The organism is Proteiniphilum sp. X52 (assembly GCF_003712195.1).
Lineage (GTDB): Bacteria > Bacteroidota > Bacteroidia > Bacteroidales > Dysgonomonadaceae > Proteiniphilum.
Genome location: NZ_RDSD01000033.1, coordinates 13,513 through 33,233 on the forward strand (window position 1 = coordinate 13,513; position 19,721 = coordinate 33,233).

The following is a 19,721-nucleotide window of genomic DNA, read 5'->3' on the forward strand; positions in this document are numbered from 1 at the left end:
CAGTTGATTCTCATACAATGGATTGATGATCAGACGGGCATTTTTGCCGGTAAGAGTCTGTCAATCTAAAAATCAACTAACTGCCATACCCCGGATTTTCCACCAAATTGGGATTACTGCCGGTTCTTTTTAAGGTAATGGGAAGATAGTAATTTTCCGGTTTGAATATGGGAGTATTGACTGCGCCATCTATCTTTTCCCTTTTTTCTACCAGGAATTTTCCTGTCGCGAAATCCAGGATATAGCGAAGTCCGGCCATATCCCTCGAGAGATAATCCTCGGCAATCCTCCAGCGCCTCAGGTCCCAATAGCGGTGTCCTTCAAATGCCAGTTCAACCCTTCTCTCATTCCGGATGTTTTCCAGAGTGATGTTTTCCAGGAGTTTAATTCCGGCACGGCCGCGCACTTCGTTAACGGTTTGTAAGGCGACATCGGTTTTACCTAACGCGAAAGCTGCCTCGGCGTGGTTCAACAGGATCTCGGCGTACCTGAATACGATAAAATCCTGCGTGGAGCCAAAAATACCCGATGAAGAGCTGTTTCCATTGTCTTTTTCTTCATCCAGGTATTTGAGTACTCCGAATCCGGTCTGTGTCACTTTCTGGTCGCCATTGGCCAATATGCCTTTATAGGAACCTGTTGTCAATATTGTCCCGTCTTCTGTTCTTAATCCATTGTAAAAATTGAGACTGCGTCCCTGCCAATTCGTGCCCTGGGTATAAATAGTTGCAAAGAAACGGGGATCCTTGCCTGCCCACAATTCTTCAGTGGTCAGCAGTTTGCCATTTAATTCGTCAAAGTCAATCTTACCCGGCCTCCCGTCAATATACTCGAATGCCTCCACTAACTCCAAATAGGGAGCGTCGTGAATCCCGTTGGCCCAGCCATTTGGGAAAGGACACTGGAAGTAATCGTATGCCCAACCTGCTCCCCCCACATTCTTATCACTCCCGTCGTGTTGTTTGGCGAAAATCACTTCCGGATTCCTTTTTGTGAGGAACAATTCCCTGAAGTTCTCCGCTTTATCGGCATTGGCTTGGTACAGGCTATACAAATTACTTTTTATAATGGCATCCGAAGCGTTGAAGGATTCAGTGTAATAGTGTTCAGCCAGATTGTTTTCAATCCCCACGATGCCGTTCAGTTGTACTGTCCCGTATTGGGCGATGCTCCCGGCATAAAGGGCGGCCCTTGATAATAAAGCCAGAGCAGCATACTTTGTGGGTCTTCCCCAATCCGCGTCAGTGACTGTTTCAGGTAGTATTTCACTAACGGCTTTGGACTCTGAGATGATAAAATCATACACCTGTTTTTCCGTATTCCTCGGTGGAAACAGTTCTTCCTCCGGATCGGTTTTCTGCTGTACCTTGGTAATCAGCGGCAAACCGCCATATCTTTTTACCATGTAGAAATAATTGAAGGCGCGCAGGAAACGGGCTTCAGCCATTTTTTGCTCTTTGAATGATTCGCTTACGGCAGAAGTGGGTAACCTTTCTATCATTTCGTTAAGCGAGCGGATAACCTGATAAGGCCTCTCCCAATATTCCAGAACGCCGCCGGCAATTTTCAAACCGTTAATTTTGTACTGGTAGTTATTTCCCGAAAAGTTTGAAGTGGATTTCGACTCATCGCTTACGTTGTTCACGTAGAATATAGAGAAAAACGGCTTACTCGAATTAGCCACATCGTCGGCTTCGTTCGTTAATACCGTTGTATTTATATATGCGCCTGTGAGGTAAGAATCTATCAGGCTTTCGTCGTCCCAGACAATGGTCTCGGGAATCACGTCCAATGGTTGTTTATCGAGCACGTCGCATGAAACCAGGCCTATCAAGAAAAAGGCAATTGTAAAACCGGATATATGATGTTTTTTAAAATTCATAACTATGCTTATTTAGAAAGTTAATACTAAACCCAAAGACAAATTACGTTGTTGCGGATAATAGCTTCCCCCGCGTCCGGATGGCACTTCCGGGTCCAGGCCGTATTTATTGAGGTAACTCCAGGTGAACAGGTTGACGCCTGAAAAATAAATTCTCAAACTCTCCACGTCCGCTGATAGCAGGATATTGTTTTTTAAAGTGTACCCAATATTCAATGATTTCAGGCGAAGGTAATTCCCGGAAACCAATCTGTAGTCGGATGTCCACCCGTTTGATGCCGCGCCCCCTAATCGGGGAACCAATGCATTGCGGTTGTTGTTTGCTTCCGTCCACCTGTTTTTATAATATTCATAGGTACGGCTGTCCAAAGCTGCGATTACGTCAAAACCCAAGGCACCCTGGAACAAAATGTCGAAATCAAAATCCTTATACCTGAAAGAGGGGTTGATACCGACCATCCATGTAGGGACGCTGCTTTTCCCGGCTTCGGTGGAGAGGGATCCGTTACCGATTACCACCTGGTCTTTCCAGTCGATAGTTCCGTCTTTGTTTACATCCAAGTACTTCACATCGCCGGGGCGTAGCGTTATATTCCCCCGCTGATCCTGGTCATAGCCAAGGTTGTCAATTTCTTCCTGGCTGGTGAACAAGCCATCGGTGAGGTATCCAAATATCCTGTCTGTCCATTGCCCCGAGTTGCGGTTGATTCTCCGTTGGTCGGGATCTTCATAATCAGGTTCTTCATAATAATCCCATTTTGATCGTGCCCAAGAGATATTTGTGCTCAAATCCCATGAGAAATCAGCCTTCCTTCCCGAGGTTGCCAGCATCAATTCAAAACCTCGGGTATTTGTGCTGTTCAGGTTCTCCTTGGGGAGTTGTGCCCCGAAAGAAGAGGGCAAAGTGATCAACCTGTCGGCCGGGATACCCGTTCTTTTTCTGTAAAACACGTCCAGAGAACCGTAAAATTTCCCGTTCCACCATGAGAAATCGCTACCCACGTTATAAATTTTCAGTTTTTCCCAGGTAAGATTGGGGTTGGGCAATCCTTTTGAAACGATTCCGGAATAACGTTTCCCCCCAAAAATATATGATCCTCCGGTGTTTGAACCTGTAATGTCATAACCAGTGATATAGGCAAAGTTGCTCACATCGTCGTTACCCGAAGCACCGTAACTCAACCTTAGTTTTAATGCATCGAGGTTTTCGAACGATTGCATAAAGTCTTCCTGATCAATCCTCCATGCCAGCGAAGCGCTGGGGAAGAAACCCCATCTTGATTTCGGCGGGAACTTGGCGGATGCATCCGCGCGGAAAGTCGCATCTAAGATATAACGGTTGTTATAGGTGTAATTAAGGCGTCCCACCCAACTCATGCGTCCCATTTCGGTCGTTGAGGCCCTGTTGGTCATTCCTTCGGTACTGCCAGCCAACATCTCATCGATGGCGGGCGTAATGAAATTGGACCGCGCGGCCATTACTTCATCGGAATAATAATCGATCGCTTCAAACAGCGCCAAAACATTCAGTTCGTGTACTGCTTTGAATGTATTTTGATAGGATAATGAGGTTTGATAGAGGATCTGACGGTTACTTGGCAAAGCATACTCCAGGTTAGCAGTGGTTCCGAACGCCCCGGCATAAGTATACACGTCTGCCGCATAGTCATATTGGTAGAATGGCACAGGCTTTGAAAAATTCTTATTCTTGGCGTAGCTTTGTTTGTAGTCGACCAGGGTTTTAGCCTGCAATCCCTTGATATTCCTGAAATCATAATGAAGCTCGCCCACAAACCGGATGTCCTGGCTTCTTCGGTCACTGTATCCGGAGAGGTTCCTGTCAGTTGTTATGTGCGCGCCGCCGGTACCGCCTCCTTCTGCGTAAGGGATTTTCGTCGGGTCGGGGAACCTGTCGGGATACATTGGTGAAGTCCCCCAGAAATCACCCCAGATATTTGCATCTAAATTCCGTGTAGTGTATTCCCTGCTGCTGATGATGGTCGAAAGGTCCATCTTCGCGGTCAGACTATTGGTTATTTTCGCATCAATATTTCCCCGTATGTTGAACCGGTTATACCCTCCGCCGCTTCTTTTAAAGAAAGTGCTTTGCTGCATGTAACCGATAAATCCATAATATTTGATTTTGTCACTTCCTCCTCTTATCGATAAATTATGCTGTTGCTGGGGAGACCAGGGCCTTATTAATAAGTTATACCAATCAGTATTGGGGTACTGGGGGTCGCCACCATCATAGAATTTTTGTATCTCTTCGAGTGTGTAAGGCGCGGTTTCTTCCGGCTGCCCCCCTTGGATATGTCCTTCCCTCCTCATTTCCGCCAGTTGGCCGGAAGAGGCCAATTTGGGCATCCTGGTTATGCCTTGCCAGGTGAGGGAAGTATTCAAGGTGAGCTTGGGCTTACCGTCAATTCCACGTTTAGTGGTTATCAGGATGACGCCGTTACCGGCACGTGCGCCGTAGATTGCGGCAGAGGCGTCTTTTAGGATTGAAATGGATTCTATCTCATTGGCATCAAGGGCATTAAAATCACCTTCAGCGCCATCAACAAGTACCAACGGGCTGTCGAAACCACGTATTTTCAATGTGGCTTGGTCAGAACCTGGCAATCCGCTCGATTGCAAGGTTATCAATCCGGGTAATTTACCTGCAAGGGCATTAGAAACAGATGCCACAGGCGATTTCACCAATTCATCGGCTCTTATGGATGATACGGATCCGGCTACGTTTAATCTTTTCTGAACGCCATAGCCCACAACAACCACTTCATCCAGCATTTTCTGATCCTCTTTCAATACCACATTCAATGAGGGCTGACCGTCCCATGCGATTTCCAGGCTGTTATATCCTATATACGAAAAGATGATGGTTGCCCCAGAGGGTACAGAAAGGGTGTAATTCCCGTCGATGTCGGTCACCGTACCGTTGATGGTTCCTTTCTCTATGACATTTGCCCCGATAATCGGCTCCCCGTGTTCATCGGTCACTCTTCCTGTTATCGTTTTGCGATTATTTTGAGCCACTGCTGAAGAATTTGTCTTCCCACCTTCTTTGGGAGTGAGAACGATGTAATTGTTCACCATCGTATAGCATACATTTTCACCAGCTAACAATTGGTCGAGGATAGCGCTGACTGCTTTCTGGTAGGTATCTACGCTCACCCGTTTTTCAGTGTCGAGCACGGTTTTGTTATAAAAGAAACGGTAATCGGTCTGATTTTCTATTTCACGAAAAATGTCCGTGATTGTCGCATTCTGTATATTGAGGCTTACTTTCACATTTTGTGAATAAGAATTATTTGCCTGGAGACAGAAGGCCGTAATGATTAAAAGAAGAGCTGTAATTCTCATTTGTAACCATAATCGTTTAGGTACCAGAAGGTATATCTTCTTGGCTAAATTGTTTTTTTTCATATCTTTGTATTGCTGATTATATTGAACAATGAATCTGTTTGTTGTTTGATGGCAAACCGGGGAGAGTGCCACCTCTTCCCGGCTCTTTTGGTTATTCTTTATGTTTCATAGGCCGTCCCTCCCTGTTTTTTAATTTGTAGCATATTAGATTCTCATAGTCGAATTTTAGTAATCTCCCGCTATTTCACATATACGATATTCCCCTTTATCTCATATTTCACCGGCGTACTTGTACTGATTACTTTCATAATTGTTTCCACCGATTCGTAATTGCGAAAAGATCCTCCAAAAGAATGCTCGCGCACATTATCGTTTTCAAAGACAAACTGAATATTAAAATTCCTTTCTAACCGTTTGGCCAGTTCTTCAAAGGTTATATTATCAAATACCAGTTCTCCTTCACGCCATGATGACAGCCTGTTTACATCCACTTTAGTGCGAGTGTGTTTCCCGGATTCCTTGTTAAAGATGAATACCTGCCCCGGTAATAATTGCTCGGAAAGGTTTTCATGCTCAATAGTAACTCCTCCTTCAAGTAGAGCGATACTTGTTTCGTCGTCATCATCGAAAGAATATACATTGAATGATGTGCCGATGACTCTGTAGGTGAACTTATCCGCATGGACTAAAAAAGGTTTGAGAGTATCTGTACGCACTTCAAAATAACCTTCTCCTTTTAAATGGACTTGCCTGTCAATGTTGCCATAATTCTTATCATAAGCTATTGAACTACATGTGTTGATCCATATTTTCGATCCATCGGGTAGACTTATTTTGGTTCGTTCGCCAATTCCCGTCTCTATAATTGTGGGATTAAAAATATTATTTTCATCCTGTCTGGTAAGATAAAAGATAGCCTGAAAGCAAATAAACCCTAAGGTAAACACAGCCGCATACCGCAAAAAAGGAGTGAAATACCGCGATATACCTGTTTTATTGTTTTTGTTTATAATCTGTTTTTCAAAATTTTTCCATTGTTGATCGACCCTGCTGTTGCGAAGACTGATGCCTGCCTTTCCCAGGTCATGGGCATCTTTCAACGATCTAAAATATTGCCGGTTCACTTCACTTTCCTCCAGCCATTTTAACAGAAGTTCCTGTTCTTCAGGGGATGAAGTTTTGTGGAGATAGCGGAGGATAATATTGTCAATTTTTCCCATTGTATGCAATGCTTTATATTATGACGCATAAAATGACGGCACTACTTAGAGAAAATTGGTAAAAATGAAATGAAATGATAAAACTTTTTAATGATGGAGGGAAGGGAAGGCTAATATGGGCAGGGGAAGTGCCGCATTTTAAATAAAAAAGCAAAAGAAGGGAAGATAGTCTTTTAAGCCGATTCTTATCACTTTGAGTGCATGGTAAATTTGGGCTTCTACTGTTCGCACACTGATTCCTAACCGGTCCGCAATTTCTTGGTTTTTTAGCCCTTCCTGCCGGCTCATAATAAATATTTTCCGGCATTTAGCCGGCAGTTTTTCAATGTATTCCTGAAGTAGTACGCTGACTTCTTTCATGTAAATATCCGTTAAAGGATCAGGTGTGTCAGGGTGGAATTCAAATTCTTTAATCTTTAACCGGACAGATTCGGCAAATTTCGACTGTAATCTCAAGGTGCGGAAATGAGAGATACAGCGGTTTTTAACAGCTACGATCATATACTTCTCATAGGAGCCGTTGATAGTTTCATAGTTTTCCCAAAGTTGAACCAGGCATTCCTGCACGATATCCCTTGCCAACTCTTCATCTTCCACGTACTTGCAACAATATGCAAAAAGGCCTGGTTGAAGCCTTCGGAATAATGACTCGAAATGTTGTATGTCTTTTCTCATTTTTATATCCACCAAGGCAAAGATAAATTAGATTTATCTATTACAGTAGGATATCTTCAATAAACCAGATTTATCATTGGAACACCTGTGACTTAAGTCGGGTGTTAACTGTCCTGACAAAAAATAATGAAATCCCCTTCTTATTCGCCGCGCCTTTCACAACTGTTTGTGTTAGATATATTGATTGAAAGGTGATTATGATTTGCGGGACTTGGGTCATCATGACAGCGGCAGGCAACTCGCGAGAAGCAGATACGAGGTTCTCAAATACTAAGCATCTCGTTGACCGATAATACGCATCTTCGAGAACTCTTTGACACAACTAAATTTCAAAATGACAAAGAACGGTTTGGGGCTTAATACCTCGTCATAAAAGGTTTCCAGCATCGCTTGCTGCGAATTGTTGTCCATGGAATGTTGAGGCATTTCATCACATAGCAGAGTCTCCCCGTACAGGGAGCCGCTCCATTGCGGCGTGATATAATCGATCATATACCGTCCCTGTGCGAGAATTTCTCATTCATTGTTGTTTATAAGATTTTTAATATAATCTCCCAGCATTCAGTTTGCAGGTATCAATGGGGAAATATTGGGGAAACACCTGGTGGTGAAATATTACCCAAAGCAAAAGTGGAAGAAAAAGAAATCGTTTCATACAGCAATTTAGTCATTTGTTGGCCATCGCGTGTGGGTGGCGGGCACATAAGTTCTTTAATTTTTTACGGTAACCATAATCCCGTTGGCGACAGCTCGTTCCGATCCGTCCGAGGGTTTGTTTTTCACTTCACCGTTGACCACCATGCAGGATGAACCGCCGCCGTCGAGGTTGACACCGGTATATGCCCCCAGTGCTTTCAATATTTCGGCGACTTGTCCTGTTGTGGCACCGACGGAATAGTTGTTTTGTCGTCCGTCCACCACGATCAGATAGATTTTTTTTCTATCTTTAGAATAGCCGATGGCCGTGCGGGGATGAGCTTCATTCCATGTGTTGGACGGATTTCCGTTTTGGAGGATCACCTCTTGATAGCCTACGATGTTCGGATGCTTGTCCTCTATTGGTTGTCCGTTGAGCTGAATGTTCATCACAACGCGGATCTCGTCGCCTATATTGAGTTGATTGAGAAAGATTTTCGAGTCGTTCTCGGGAAAGGAAGCCGAGATTTTCATATTTCGGATAAGTACATGATGCCCGCTCTTGTTACCTATATCCAGTCGAAGGGTATGTCCTGTCTTTCCCCAACGGTGATTCGATATGGCGGATTGCAGGTCATGCGTGAAAGATTTCCATTTATTTTCATCGACGGGATCGATCCCAGTCCGCGTCAGGTGTAAATTCTCACCTGTAGATACTCCGGCGGCGGCAGATGGTGTGCCGTAGAAAATCTGCATATTGGCAATATCACTCGCGCTTTGGTATTCAAATGAAAATTCGGCTTTTATGCTACTGCCCACGCTCGATGTCAACGGTGTGGTATAGGAGTTCGGGTCTCCATCGGTAGTTTTGAGTTCCCAATAGGATTGTTTGTCTTCTACGGTCATGTCGTTGGCCGGATAAGGAGTGTTGGCCAACTTTAGGAGCTGGGTCCCATTGCCGAAAGAATTGCCCACGAGTATAGCGCCCTGCCCGTTAAAATCTTTTCCTTTGTAAGGACTCTCCGCGGGAATCGTTGTCTCAACATCATAATCTATTCCTGTCACGGTAAATTCCATCAGGTCATTTACACGCCAGCCTCCTTTGGGATGAGATAATGACACCATGGTGCTGGTGTAAGGCGACCAGGCAAATGCCGAATCGGTAGGGTAGGAGTTGGCCAGATTATTGAACAACACCAATTCTCCCGCGCCGGCATATCCGTTCACTTCGGTTAGAGGGAAACTCTTATTTCCCGAAGAGACCGTTCCCGAAAAATTCACATTTGGGCTGATTTCGGGCAGCCCGTTGTCGCGAATGATGATTCCGTTATTCCAGGAAAAGGGAGTCTGGACGACCATGCCGTTGTAAATCTCCGCGCCCAGAGGACGATTGTTGATATAAGCGTATCCCGTGTTGTTACTGTTTGATAGAAGAAAGAAATCGGCATTGATAACGGCAACCGGATGTTTTCCCGATGCCGAATACTTATCGTGTAAGCGCTTGTACATGGCCGTTGGTCTTTCTATGTTACCCCAGGTGGCTTGCGAGGCGGGAGTTACTTCGATACCGTTTCCGGGATAGGATAGGTCCACTTCGAGGGTGTTCACCACAAGTCCTTTCCCCAAGGTGCCAAAGCCGTTGGTGAATTCGGGTAGTGAAAATTTCAACCATTGGATGCCTTCTGATATTATTTCGTAGTTTAATGTGTCGGCACTATATGTATGATTTCCTATTTTAATTTTGAGGGTTTGGCTTACCGAAACAGGAATCTTTTTTTCAATATCGCCCGATTTTACGGTAACGAAAGTGGATCCTTTTGATATCCCTTTTACGATTCCGTATGAATTGACCGTCGCAATCTCTTCGTTTTCGGAATTCCATACGAAGAGGGTTCCTGTGGCGTTTTTCGGTTCAGGTGTGGCGGTGATTTGTCGCGTTTCGTCCACCTCGATGGTGACAGATTCGGGGGAGACGGAAATGTTGGTGAGCGGCACATGGATGGTGTTTACCGTAACGGGAATAATCTTATGGATACTCTTATTTATCCTGGCACTGACAATGATGTCTGTTTCCCCCGAGGATAAGGCTTTTACCATGCCCGAGGATGAGACGGAGGCTACCTGGCTGTTCCGAGACTCCCATTTGAAAGGCATTTCGTCTGGATTGGCTTTTTCAGGAACCGGTTGGGCTTGGATTTGCCGGGCCTCGCCCACAACTAAGCTCAGCTTGTCGGGCGTGACATTTATATCCGTTAATGCAATGGCATTTCCGGAGTCATCTTTGCAACTTGTGATTATTATGGCCAGAATCGAAATAAAAAACGGCGTGAATGTTTTAAAACACATAATTAGATTGTTTTAGTGGGTAAGATATTTCCCTCAGAAGTCTGTTCGTGCGGGTTTTATTCCATATGGAAAAATGCTGTCAGTTCCCCTCGATCTCTCCCCCGTCGTTTCTCCATAAGGAAAGGTCAATTTAGACACTAGAAACGGTAAGAATAGACAACCTAACAGGTTTTTAAAACCTGTTAGGTTAGTTCTTTCTTTGAAGAGATAATGTTTTATTTTACCAATGTTCCCCAAAAACTGATTTCGGCAAGTAATATGCGTGGGGTTTGGGCAGTATTGAAATTTTCGAGGCTCCTGAATCTAATATACCTCACCGTGGCAGAAGGGTCGACATTTTCACTCGGTATGAATTCAAAGTCTAACCCCCTGTCGGAAAGAGCTATGTCTTCCGCGGTGGGAGCTTGCCAAGGATTTTTACTTCCATTCCCTGATGGTTGGACACATTCAAAGCTACCCAACAGCGTCCAGGTGTCATCCAAACTTCCATCCGGATTTGGATCCAGGGATCCGTAAATCTCAAATAACCTTGGCATGCCTTTATTCCAACGATCGTCATTATGGTTACGCGGCCAAAGCTTCATCCGGCTTAGTTTTGCTTTTATGCCCATATCCCAAGTAAATGTACAGGGAACGGAGGTGACTCCATCCGAATGCATGAAATTGGTGGTGTTTCCGTCCCAAAAACGAGATAAGGGATAACTCTTGTTTATGCCCATGTCGCCAGGCAACGTTTTCGCCACCCAGGTGGTTTTGGGAATAAATGTGACCGGATCAATCATTTTCTCGACCGTTATTGCAGGGAACAGATCTATTGCCAGCGAGTCTGGTTTGTGCATGGTGCTGTAGTATAACGGTTTATCTAAGTCAAAGTATGGGATCAGAGTCTCAGTTTCAGATGGATCAACATCCATGGTCTGATTGTCGCCATTCGTGTCTTTCCAACTTAGGGAGATGCCTACTTCTGTGTTTTCGGCTATTCCCCAGTTCAGGGTGAGATCCTGTCCATCATAATAAGTGCTTTTTAGCAAACGGTTTGTCAGCATGCCTTTGTAATTATCACCATACACCGTACCCAACACTTCAATGGGAATCGACATGTTTCCTTCCTCGTCATAAGTGTGAATCATAAATGAGTAGGTGTTTTCCGGGATCGGGTCAATGATATGGCTGACAGTATCCATGTTCGCGGCTACGGACAGCTCTACGGAATCGGTGTAATTATTCCAGAATATTTTTGCTTTCTGCACTCTGGGATCGGTACCTCTCAACCACGATATTTTGATACGCTTATCGCCGGGATACGCAATCGGATCCTGTGCCGGACCCGGATATGTCAATCCGTTCGGGACGACATAATCCTTATAAATGTCCGTCTGGCTGTCGCATGAGGAAAATCCCACCATGATCCCAATAAAGATGACAAATATTGTATTCTTCATCATAAAATGTTTTTTAATGGTTTAACCTTAATTGATTAATTCTCCCCAAAAACTTAATTCCAAAATATGCACAGTGGAAAACGACGCGTTGGCGTAGGTTGATATGGTTCTGAACCTGATATATCTGACTGGAGTAAAAGGATTCGGGGCAAAGTCGCTAATGGCAAAGTCAAATTCAATCCCTTCATTTGCGAAAGCAATATCTTCCTGGGTAATTTGCGTTCCGGGTCCTGACGGTTTCAAACTCTCAAACCGTCCGAGGGGTATCCAACTCTCGTCCATCTCTCCGGTAGGATTGGGCGAAACGGAACCCCATATTTCAAACACTTTCGCATGTCCTCTCTTCCATCTGTCGTCCAGATGCTTGCGAGGCCAATATTTTAAACGGCTTAATTTGACGGTTTTTCCCAGATCCCATGTGATGGTGTGGGGAAGCATTTGGGTTTCCCTGCCATGAAATCCGTCCTGATCATAATTTTCATCCCATATTCTTGTTATCGGGTAACTTGCATTCACCGCGGGTATATCATTGGGCAGGGTATAATCTCTCCAGGTAGCTTTGGGAATATACTCTTCAAACCACGGTGTCACCGCAGCTTTTACGGTATCGGAATAATTACCCCATCTGTCGCGGATATATACCGCGAATTCCTGTTCCACAGGGGCTAACCCGTCAACACCGCGATAAGTGAAAGACCCCTTTGGCATAGAGGTGTAATAGGTGATTAATTCACTCATATAACCCAAATTTGCCGTATCTGCCATCAATACTATTGCCAAGGCGGCTTCTTCCGGATTTTCAAAGTCAATGGCTACTCCACCGAATGTATCCCTGAACTTTTTGCTTGCCAATTGCACGGGAGCTGTCGTGGGGTTGATTTGTACAATATAAGGTGCTGACTCTTTTTCATTTTTTCCTACGGAATAGAGTTTGACATCGTAAGTGTCCGGGGTGCCGAATCCTTCCAAAACCAAGGAGTCTTTGAAATACGACGATTTTGTTTCACGCATCACTCCGGGTTTGATTTCATATTCAGCTCGCACGTAAAGCAGATTTTTATCCACCGGCAGTGTGTATCTCAATACCGCTCCTCCCGGTTTGTTGTATACGGTTACATTTGTTACCTGGCCGGGAGCAGGTGCGGTATCGTCAATAAAGTCAATACGCCCTTCTTCCTTGCAACTGATCCCTATCATCGTCATTAGGAAGATCATGATATAAATTATTTTATTCATAGGATTAAAACTTTTATTTTTTAATGTGTCATATGCAACTCGCTTCCGGATAAATACAGTTATCAAGCTCGTTTCATATTTTAATTATCACCATCCAATATTTTGCACTAAGTTTGGATTTACCTCAATATCGCTGATTCTGATGGGCCAGAAATAATCGCGTACACCGAACTTTTGTTCCAGTAAAAACTGCGGTTGGTACATCATCCGGTTGACTTCTTCTTCCGTGCCATCAACGATGGAGACCATCATGTTCCACCCTTGCAGAGGGGTATGGTACTCATTTGGAGCAGTTTTCCACCGGCGAATATCCCAGAAGCGTTGTCCTTCAAACGATAGTTCGATCAAGCGTTCCTTTTGTATAATCTCACGCATACCCGACTGGGTATTGTACTTCTGGTTGTTGGTATATGTATCCCACGACTCCTTCACTCCTTTTAAACCGGCGCGCGCGCGGACCCGGTCGATATATTGGAACAATTCGGCATTATTGGCTCCGTTGGGTCCCTCAACTTCGTTTATTGCCTCGGCATATAATAGGTACAGATCGCTCAACCGCATGATAGGCCATGCATAGCTTGGTGAGGAAATACTGTTGATATCATTAAGCTGGGCTTCATAAGGAATGAATTTTTTGGGGATATAGCCGGTCCAGTTGCCCTGTCCTTCAGTGCCATCTGTTTCGCCTATCTTGAAGGCAAGGTATCTTAACGACGATGCATCTTTATCGTTGTACTGCCCTGCTCCGAACCAAACACCGCCATCGAATCCTACCCACGCATAAAAACGGGGTTCACGCTCGAAATGCATGTCTATGGTGGTCCTTCCCTGCCGAATATAAAGCCTGTCCTTTGCTTGTGCCGTTCTCAGGTTGTATTTGTCTCCGATATTTCGGGTATTATCTTCATCAAGAGGCACTCCATTTTCAGTATAAAACATTTCGGCTATTTTGATCGGCATACCCAACCACTTGCAAATGTTATTGCTATTGACATAATCCGGGTTCAATTTCGGCATTGACGCATGAATCATCCCGCCACTGGCAGGAGTCGAGATCATTTGCGTGTTTGCCCAGATAATTTCACTGTTCGAACGCAGATTAAAAGCATTCCGGAGGGTAATATTCAATACTGTTGTATCGTTGAATCGGTTGGCCGCATCATCAAACCTATATAACATGATGCCTGCCTCATGGCAAATATCAATGGCTTGCTTGCACGCGGCCATTGCCGACTCCCATTTTTCGGGTTTGAATGTTGTGTCGAACAGGGGGGTGCCGTCATGATTCTTCAACGTTGCCTGGTCGTTGTTGCCGTTGAACAAAGGGCTTGCCGCTGTTACCAGCACTTTTGCCTTCAGCGACAAAGCAATGGGTTTTGTAATGCGTCCATAATCGGTTGCCGGGTCGAGCACAAATGTGGGAAGCATGTTGCCGTCACAGGCTTCGTCGAGTAATTGTACAATATAATTAAAACAGTCGTCAACCGGTTCACGTTCCACCTTTACAGAGTACACATCCACATCCACCGGCAGGTTTTCCCGGATAATGGGTACCGGTCCATACATCTGTACCAGGCAGAAATGATAATAAGCCTTTAAAACCTTTGCTTCGGCAATCCATTGTTCGCGTTCCCAGGCTTGCAGGTCAGGAACCAGATGCACATTTTCCAAAAAAGTATTGCAAACACGTAACGCCTGATACATACTGGCCCATCTCGGAAGCACAGGACTGGTGGCATTCTGTCTTCCCTCGCTTATATCAAGACCGGCCAGTGAGAAACGGTTGGAAAAATGGGTCGTTTTTCTGGTCCATATGTCGTCTCCTCCCAATGTGGTAGGATCGGCCGAGCCTCCATTTTTCGGCATATAGGAATAACAGGTGGCCAGGTACTTAAGGGCTTGCACTCTCGAATTGAACGCCATATCCAAGGTGGGAATACCGTCGGGTACCACGTCCAGCCAGTCAGCACAAGCAGTTAGGCCCATTATTGCGGCAAATATTATGATTTTATATTTTTTCATATGATTATTTTGTTTTTTTCTTGTCGGTGTGTGTAACCTTTGATGTTCAAAATATTCATTTCCTTCGGGTGTTTAATGATTATTTTAAACATATTGCTTATCCTTAATTAGTTAAAAGTCAAGTTGAGTCCAATGTTAAACACTCTCTGATTAGGATATCCCAATCCATTGCCGGCCATTTCCACGTCCCACATTTTAAATTTACTGAAAAGAAGCAGATTGCTTCCGCTGACATAGAAACGGAGGTTGTTCATTCTTATCTTCTCAGTGATTCGAGCGGGTATAGTATAGCCAAACTCCATCTGTTTGAGGCGCAGGAAACTGCCATCGCGCATAAACCAGGTACTTGTCGCAATATTATTTGAGTTCAACGTCGTACTTAATCTTGGCCATAACGCGTACACGTCTTGATTATCCTCAGACCAGTAGCTGTCGGCATAGGCCTTGAGAATCTGGGCATCATTGATAAAAGGGGCTGTGCCATTATTCGCACTGCCGGCATTGATCCAGAACGATTGCCGGGCCGCCCCTTGGAAAAATACCGAAAAGTCGAATCCCTTGAATCCCGTTGAAAGCCCAAATCCATACACAATTTCAGGTACTGTTGGATAACCCAAGGGAACTTTGTCGGCTTCGGTAATTTTACCATCGCGGTTTACGTCCAGGTATTTGATGTCACCCCCGCCATATTGGGAAGTCCCTATGTATTGCGGTGGCGAACTGGCGGCTTCCTCATCATCCACAAAAAGTCTTTCGGCGATATATCCGGTTACCTGTTTTATGGACAAGCCTACTCTTGAACGCCATGGTTCATTGTATTCCGGTTCCTCGTACACATCATATCGGTTGGTGGCATAAGTAAAGTTCGCGCGCGCCGAAGTCCAGAAATCTTTGTTCCAGCTTTTCTGGTATTCCAGCGTCATATCCACGCCATTGCCCGAGGCTTCGCCTACATTTGCTCTCGGGGTTGCCGTCAAGCCCATTGTATTGGGAATACTCGACCTGCTCATCAGGATATTGTCTCTTTTTTCAGTAAAATACTCGGCAATAATACTCAGTTCGTTCCACAAACCTAATTCAATGGCAAAATTTTGTTTATACGATTTTTCCCAGGATATATTTGGATTGGCATATCGGTCGATAGTAATTCCGTTGTACCTCGTATTATATTCCTGTCCGAAAACAGCTCCCCTTCCGGCATCATTCATATTCACTTCCGAAAGATAAAAGAATCGGTCGTAAGCGGTGCCGATTTGGTCGTTTCCGATTAAACCGTAGGAATAGCGGAGTTTGAGGGTGTTCACCACCGGTTTTATATTTTCCCAGAACTTTTCGTTGGATATGAGCCATGCGGCGCCTGCCGAAGGGAAAAAACCGAAGCGGTTATTTTTATCAAAACGCTCGCTTCCGTTATATCCAAAGTTAAATTCGGCAAAATAGCGGGAGTCATACGAATAAGTTGAGCGCCCCGACAAACCTAAATTTCTGGAAGGGAGCGATAATTGTAACGAACCCGCGTTGGCCTTCAAGGTCTCCCGCGCCTGAAATACCAGCAAGTTGCTGATGTTGTGCTTGCCGAAATCACGAACATGGTTTAAACTTCCTTCAAAATAAAACGAGGAACTCTGTTCTCTTTCCCCGGGCAATTCTCCATATCCCAGATATTCCGTGCCTATATAAGTTTCTAGTAATTTGTAATCTCCTGTCAGCCTGTTATATCTGCTGATTTCATAATAAAAGGGATTATAAGCCCTGTTGACGGCAAATTGGGATAAACGGCTGACATTCAGCATTCCCCTGGCAGACAGTCCTTTGGTGATGAAATTCAAATCCTGTTTCAACTCTACCTGCGCCAATATCTGCGAACGCGACTTCTCCTTGTACCCGCGGACCATTTCCGCATAGGGATTGATCTTACTGTTGTTCCAGTTTCCGAACAAAATATGTTGCGCATACTGGAAATCCTCGTCTGCAGGGTAATAAGCGGGAAAAAGCACCGGATTCGAATGTACCATTAAACTATACATTTCGGCTCCTCCGCGCAAGGGACCTCTGTATTCTTCGAAATTGGCGCTCAAACGTAAAATCAATTCAGTAGTATTGGTTACATTAATATTTACATTCGAACGCAAATCGTAATTGTTGATGGCTATGTTGTTGTTGAAGTTATTGCGTTTATCGACTTTCAGAATGCCGTTGTCGCGGTTAAACGAGCCGGCGACGTAGTAACGCGCTACTCCGCCACCACCACTGACATTCAGGTTCATGCGTTGGTTCATGGTATAATCTTTGAACAACATTTCTTTCCAGTCGTTTGCCGGATAAATAAGCGGATATTTGCCGGCCTCCGTCATTTCGATCTTTTCCTGCGAATACAGGATGGTTCCCAAGGGATCTCGAGTAAGGATCGCCTCGTTGTGCATTTTCATATAAGTCACCGGGTCAGCTATCTCAACAGTTTGCGTTGGAGCCGACATGGAATTTTCGAAGCGGAATGAAATCTTAGCGGGTCCAACACTACCCTGTTTGGTGGTAACCAAAACAACACCATTCGCGCCACGGGCACCATACAGGGCAGTTGCCGTAGCATCCTTCAGGATGGAAAAGCTTTCAATGTCGTCAGGACGGAGGCGGGCCAGATCGGTGGATGTGAGTTCGACACCGTCAATTAATATCAAAGGGTTGGTATTTGTCCCAAAAGTTGTTATACCGCGGACAAAGAAATCGGCATTATCCTGTCCGGGTTCCCCGCTTCGCTGATAGGCGATTACTCCAGCCATATTGCCGGCGAGCGCGGTGGTCAGGTTACTCGACGGTACTTTTAAATCTTTTGTGTTTACAGTAGTAATAGCGCCGATCACGCTTTCTTTCTTTTGTTTTCCAAAGGCCACGATTGTAACCTCCTCGAGTTCGCTGGCAGCCGGTCTCAAGGTTATCTCAATATAGGTTTGTGATCCTATTGCGACAGTCTGTGATTCCAGGCCAAGAAAAGAGAATACCAGTTTGTCGGAAGGGGCGGCCCTTATCTCGAAAGTCCCATCGATGTCGGTGGTAACTCCCCGGGTTGAGTTTTCAATCTGGACGGTGGCGCCGGGCAGGGGAGCACCTGTTTCCGCTTCTATCACCTTTCCCCTTATTTGTGTTTGCTGGGCAGATAAGCAGAAAGGGAAAAGTAACAAAATACACAGTAAAAAATTTAATTTCTTTTTCATCTCATTTTTACTTGCTTTAGATTAATAATTAGAATTTGTTTAGATTGTTAAAGAGTATTATGAGAAAAGAGAAACGATTCTCTTTTTCTTTACGGTGATAAAAAGGATCCGCTGCCTGTCGGAATTTCCATACGGGCAATATGGGTTCGTCTTATGCCGGCGTTTTTTCCGGATAAGAGGAGTTTGTCTTTGCTAAAATAAAAAAATGCTTTTTTGTTAACTAAGGTTAACGGGGGGGGGGGTAAAAATTGTAAAACTATCCATCTCTTTTGTAAATAGAATGTATTCATATCATAGAAAATTATATAATTTATTTGTGTGATATTGGCAAATTACAATGAGTTGAGGCGATATGATTTCCTCCTGGTTTTGTTTTTATGGCCGTTACCACACAAAGTAATAATAAATTTCCCGAGATTTAATTTCTCTGTTTGACAAAATTTATACAAAAATACCTTTATAATCTACTTTAACGCTATGGAAAATGATATTTTACCTGAATAAAATGATATTTTATGTAAAAATGCTGTAATTCTTCAATCTTCGTCGAGAAACAAGGTAGTGTTACATTCAGTGTGTCTCCAGTCTAGTTTCTTTATCAGCCGAAACCAAATTATTCATTTTTTATTATTTGCTATATTGTTATGAATTACCGTATCTATTTTGTAAGGGTCAAAGCCTACCACATTACTCAGATTCGGATTATAAGAAACATCTGCATACTCTATGTTTTCATGGCTAAAACGTGTGGATGTCAGCTCATAGTGTGACGCGTTAATTTTTCGGATAGGTTCAGCAATATAAACGAATGAGATTTGGTTGTGAGAAACAATTATCTCTTTCAATTTACCGAATCACTTATGATAATATAATCTACATGTTCAGGACCAATACTGCCAATATATATTAATTTTCTATTATTGGCTATATTGTTATGAATTACCGTATCTATTTTGTAAGGATCAAAGCCTACCACATTACTCAGATTCGGATTATAAGAGACATCTACATACTCTATGTTTTTATGGCTAAAAGATATGGATGTCAGCTCATTGTGTGACGCGTTAATTTTTCGGATAGGTTCAGCGATATAAACGAATGAGATTTGGTTGTGAGAAACATCTATCTCTTTTAAGTTATTGTACGGCTTTATTTCAGGTGTAATTACCTCTCGCAAAAGGTTATATGACAGATTCAGTTTCTCGATGCCTGCCGGCAGGAAATCCACGATAAATGTGTCTATCTCATTATGCGATAGATCCAATGACTTTATGGTGTATCCCGAAAGATCGGGGAACTCCCGGATACTATCGTTCGACAAATCGTAAAAATCAATTACCGTGTCAACGGGAAAGGTTAGAAGAAGTTCCAACTTGCCCGGTTCTTTCCCCGATTCCGTTTGTTGCTCGCTGATTTTCCTGTTTTCCCTGCAGGAAATCAAAACAGCGATAGAAATTAATACAAAATATGTTTTTTTCATGAGTCAATCCATTTAATATCCATAATAATCTCTTCTGTATTCTTCCAACGCGGCGTCTATTATTGGACTATTATGTGAAATGGTTTGAGTTGGAGATACCCACCCCGTCTTAAGGGGATCGATCCCGCCGCCAATCAGACAGGTTTCTTTCTTGTCATAGCAACCCGGTTTTGCAAGAAACAAGCGCCCATATATCGATAA

General features: G+C 44.0%; 11 protein-coding genes and 1 pseudogene. 1 reads left to right on the top strand and 11 read right to left on the bottom strand.

Translation table 11 applies throughout. From position 1 onward, the window contains the following. Positions 1–76: 76 nt before the first annotated feature. The 4 genes from D7D25_RS16760 to D7D25_RS16775 form a co-directional block, all read right to left on the bottom strand. Positions 77–1,882, bottom strand: coding sequence for a RagB/SusD family nutrient uptake outer membrane protein (locus D7D25_RS16760; RefSeq protein WP_122970075.1), 1,806 nt, complete (start codon positions 1,880–1,882; stop codon positions 77–79). A 12-nt stretch (positions 1,883–1,894) separates the two neighbouring features. After that, positions 1,895–5,311 (bottom strand): TonB-dependent receptor, encoded by a 3,417-nt coding sequence (locus D7D25_RS16765; RefSeq protein WP_255417363.1) that lies wholly within the window; start codon positions 5,309–5,311, stop codon positions 1,895–1,897. 179 nt (positions 5,312–5,490) lie between these two features. Further along, entirely contained in the window at positions 5,491–6,471 is a 981-nt protein-coding gene (locus D7D25_RS16770) for a FecR family protein (RefSeq protein WP_122970076.1), read from the bottom strand. Positions 6,472–6,609: 138 nt separating this feature from the next. After that, complete coding sequence (locus tag D7D25_RS16775; RefSeq protein WP_122970077.1) at positions 6,610–7,146, bottom strand: RNA polymerase sigma-70 factor; 537 nt, start codon at positions 7,144–7,146, stop codon at positions 6,610–6,612. Positions 7,147–7,378: 232 nt separating this feature from the next. Between D7D25_RS16775 and D7D25_RS16780 the strand changes: the two are divergent. Next, positions 7,379–7,506 (top strand): annotated as a pseudogene (locus D7D25_RS16780) (IS4 family transposase); the annotation flags it as partial. A gap of 351 nt (positions 7,507–7,857) precedes the next feature. Here the strand turns inward: D7D25_RS16780 and D7D25_RS16785 are convergent. The 7 genes from D7D25_RS16785 to D7D25_RS18310 all read right to left on the bottom strand — a co-directional run. Next, positions 7,858–10,128 (bottom strand): phosphodiester glycosidase family protein, encoded by a 2,271-nt coding sequence (locus tag D7D25_RS16785; protein ID WP_122970078.1) that lies wholly within the window; start codon positions 10,126–10,128, stop codon positions 7,858–7,860. Positions 10,129–10,343: 215 nt separating this feature from the next. Then, on the bottom strand, positions 10,344–11,573 hold the full coding sequence (locus tag D7D25_RS16790; RefSeq protein WP_122970079.1) for a DUF4998 domain-containing protein: 1,230 nt from the start codon (positions 11,571–11,573) through the stop codon (positions 10,344–10,346). Between the two features lie 24 nt (positions 11,574–11,597). Further along, complete coding sequence (locus D7D25_RS16795; protein ID WP_122970080.1) at positions 11,598–12,806, bottom strand: DUF4959 domain-containing protein; 1,209 nt, start codon at positions 12,804–12,806, stop codon at positions 11,598–11,600. 87 nt (positions 12,807–12,893) lie between these two features. Next, the gene (locus D7D25_RS16800) at positions 12,894–14,828 is read right to left on the bottom strand and encodes a RagB/SusD family nutrient uptake outer membrane protein (RefSeq protein WP_122970081.1); all 1,935 of its coding nucleotides are present in this window, start codon (positions 14,826–14,828) and stop codon (positions 12,894–12,896) included. A 107-nt stretch (positions 14,829–14,935) separates the two neighbouring features. After that, positions 14,936–18,040: a TonB-dependent receptor gene (locus tag D7D25_RS16805; protein ID WP_122970082.1), complete on the bottom strand. Its 3,105-nt coding sequence runs from the start codon at positions 18,038–18,040 to the stop codon at positions 14,936–14,938. Between the two features lie 841 nt (positions 18,041–18,881). Next, a complete protein-coding gene (locus tag D7D25_RS16815; RefSeq protein WP_122970084.1) occupies positions 18,882–19,520 on the bottom strand; it encodes a hypothetical protein in 639 nt (212 codons plus the stop codon). A gap of 12 nt (positions 19,521–19,532) precedes the next feature. Next, on the bottom strand, positions 19,533–19,721 hold a 189-nt coding region (locus D7D25_RS18310), incomplete at its 5' end, for a hypothetical protein (RefSeq protein WP_221408024.1).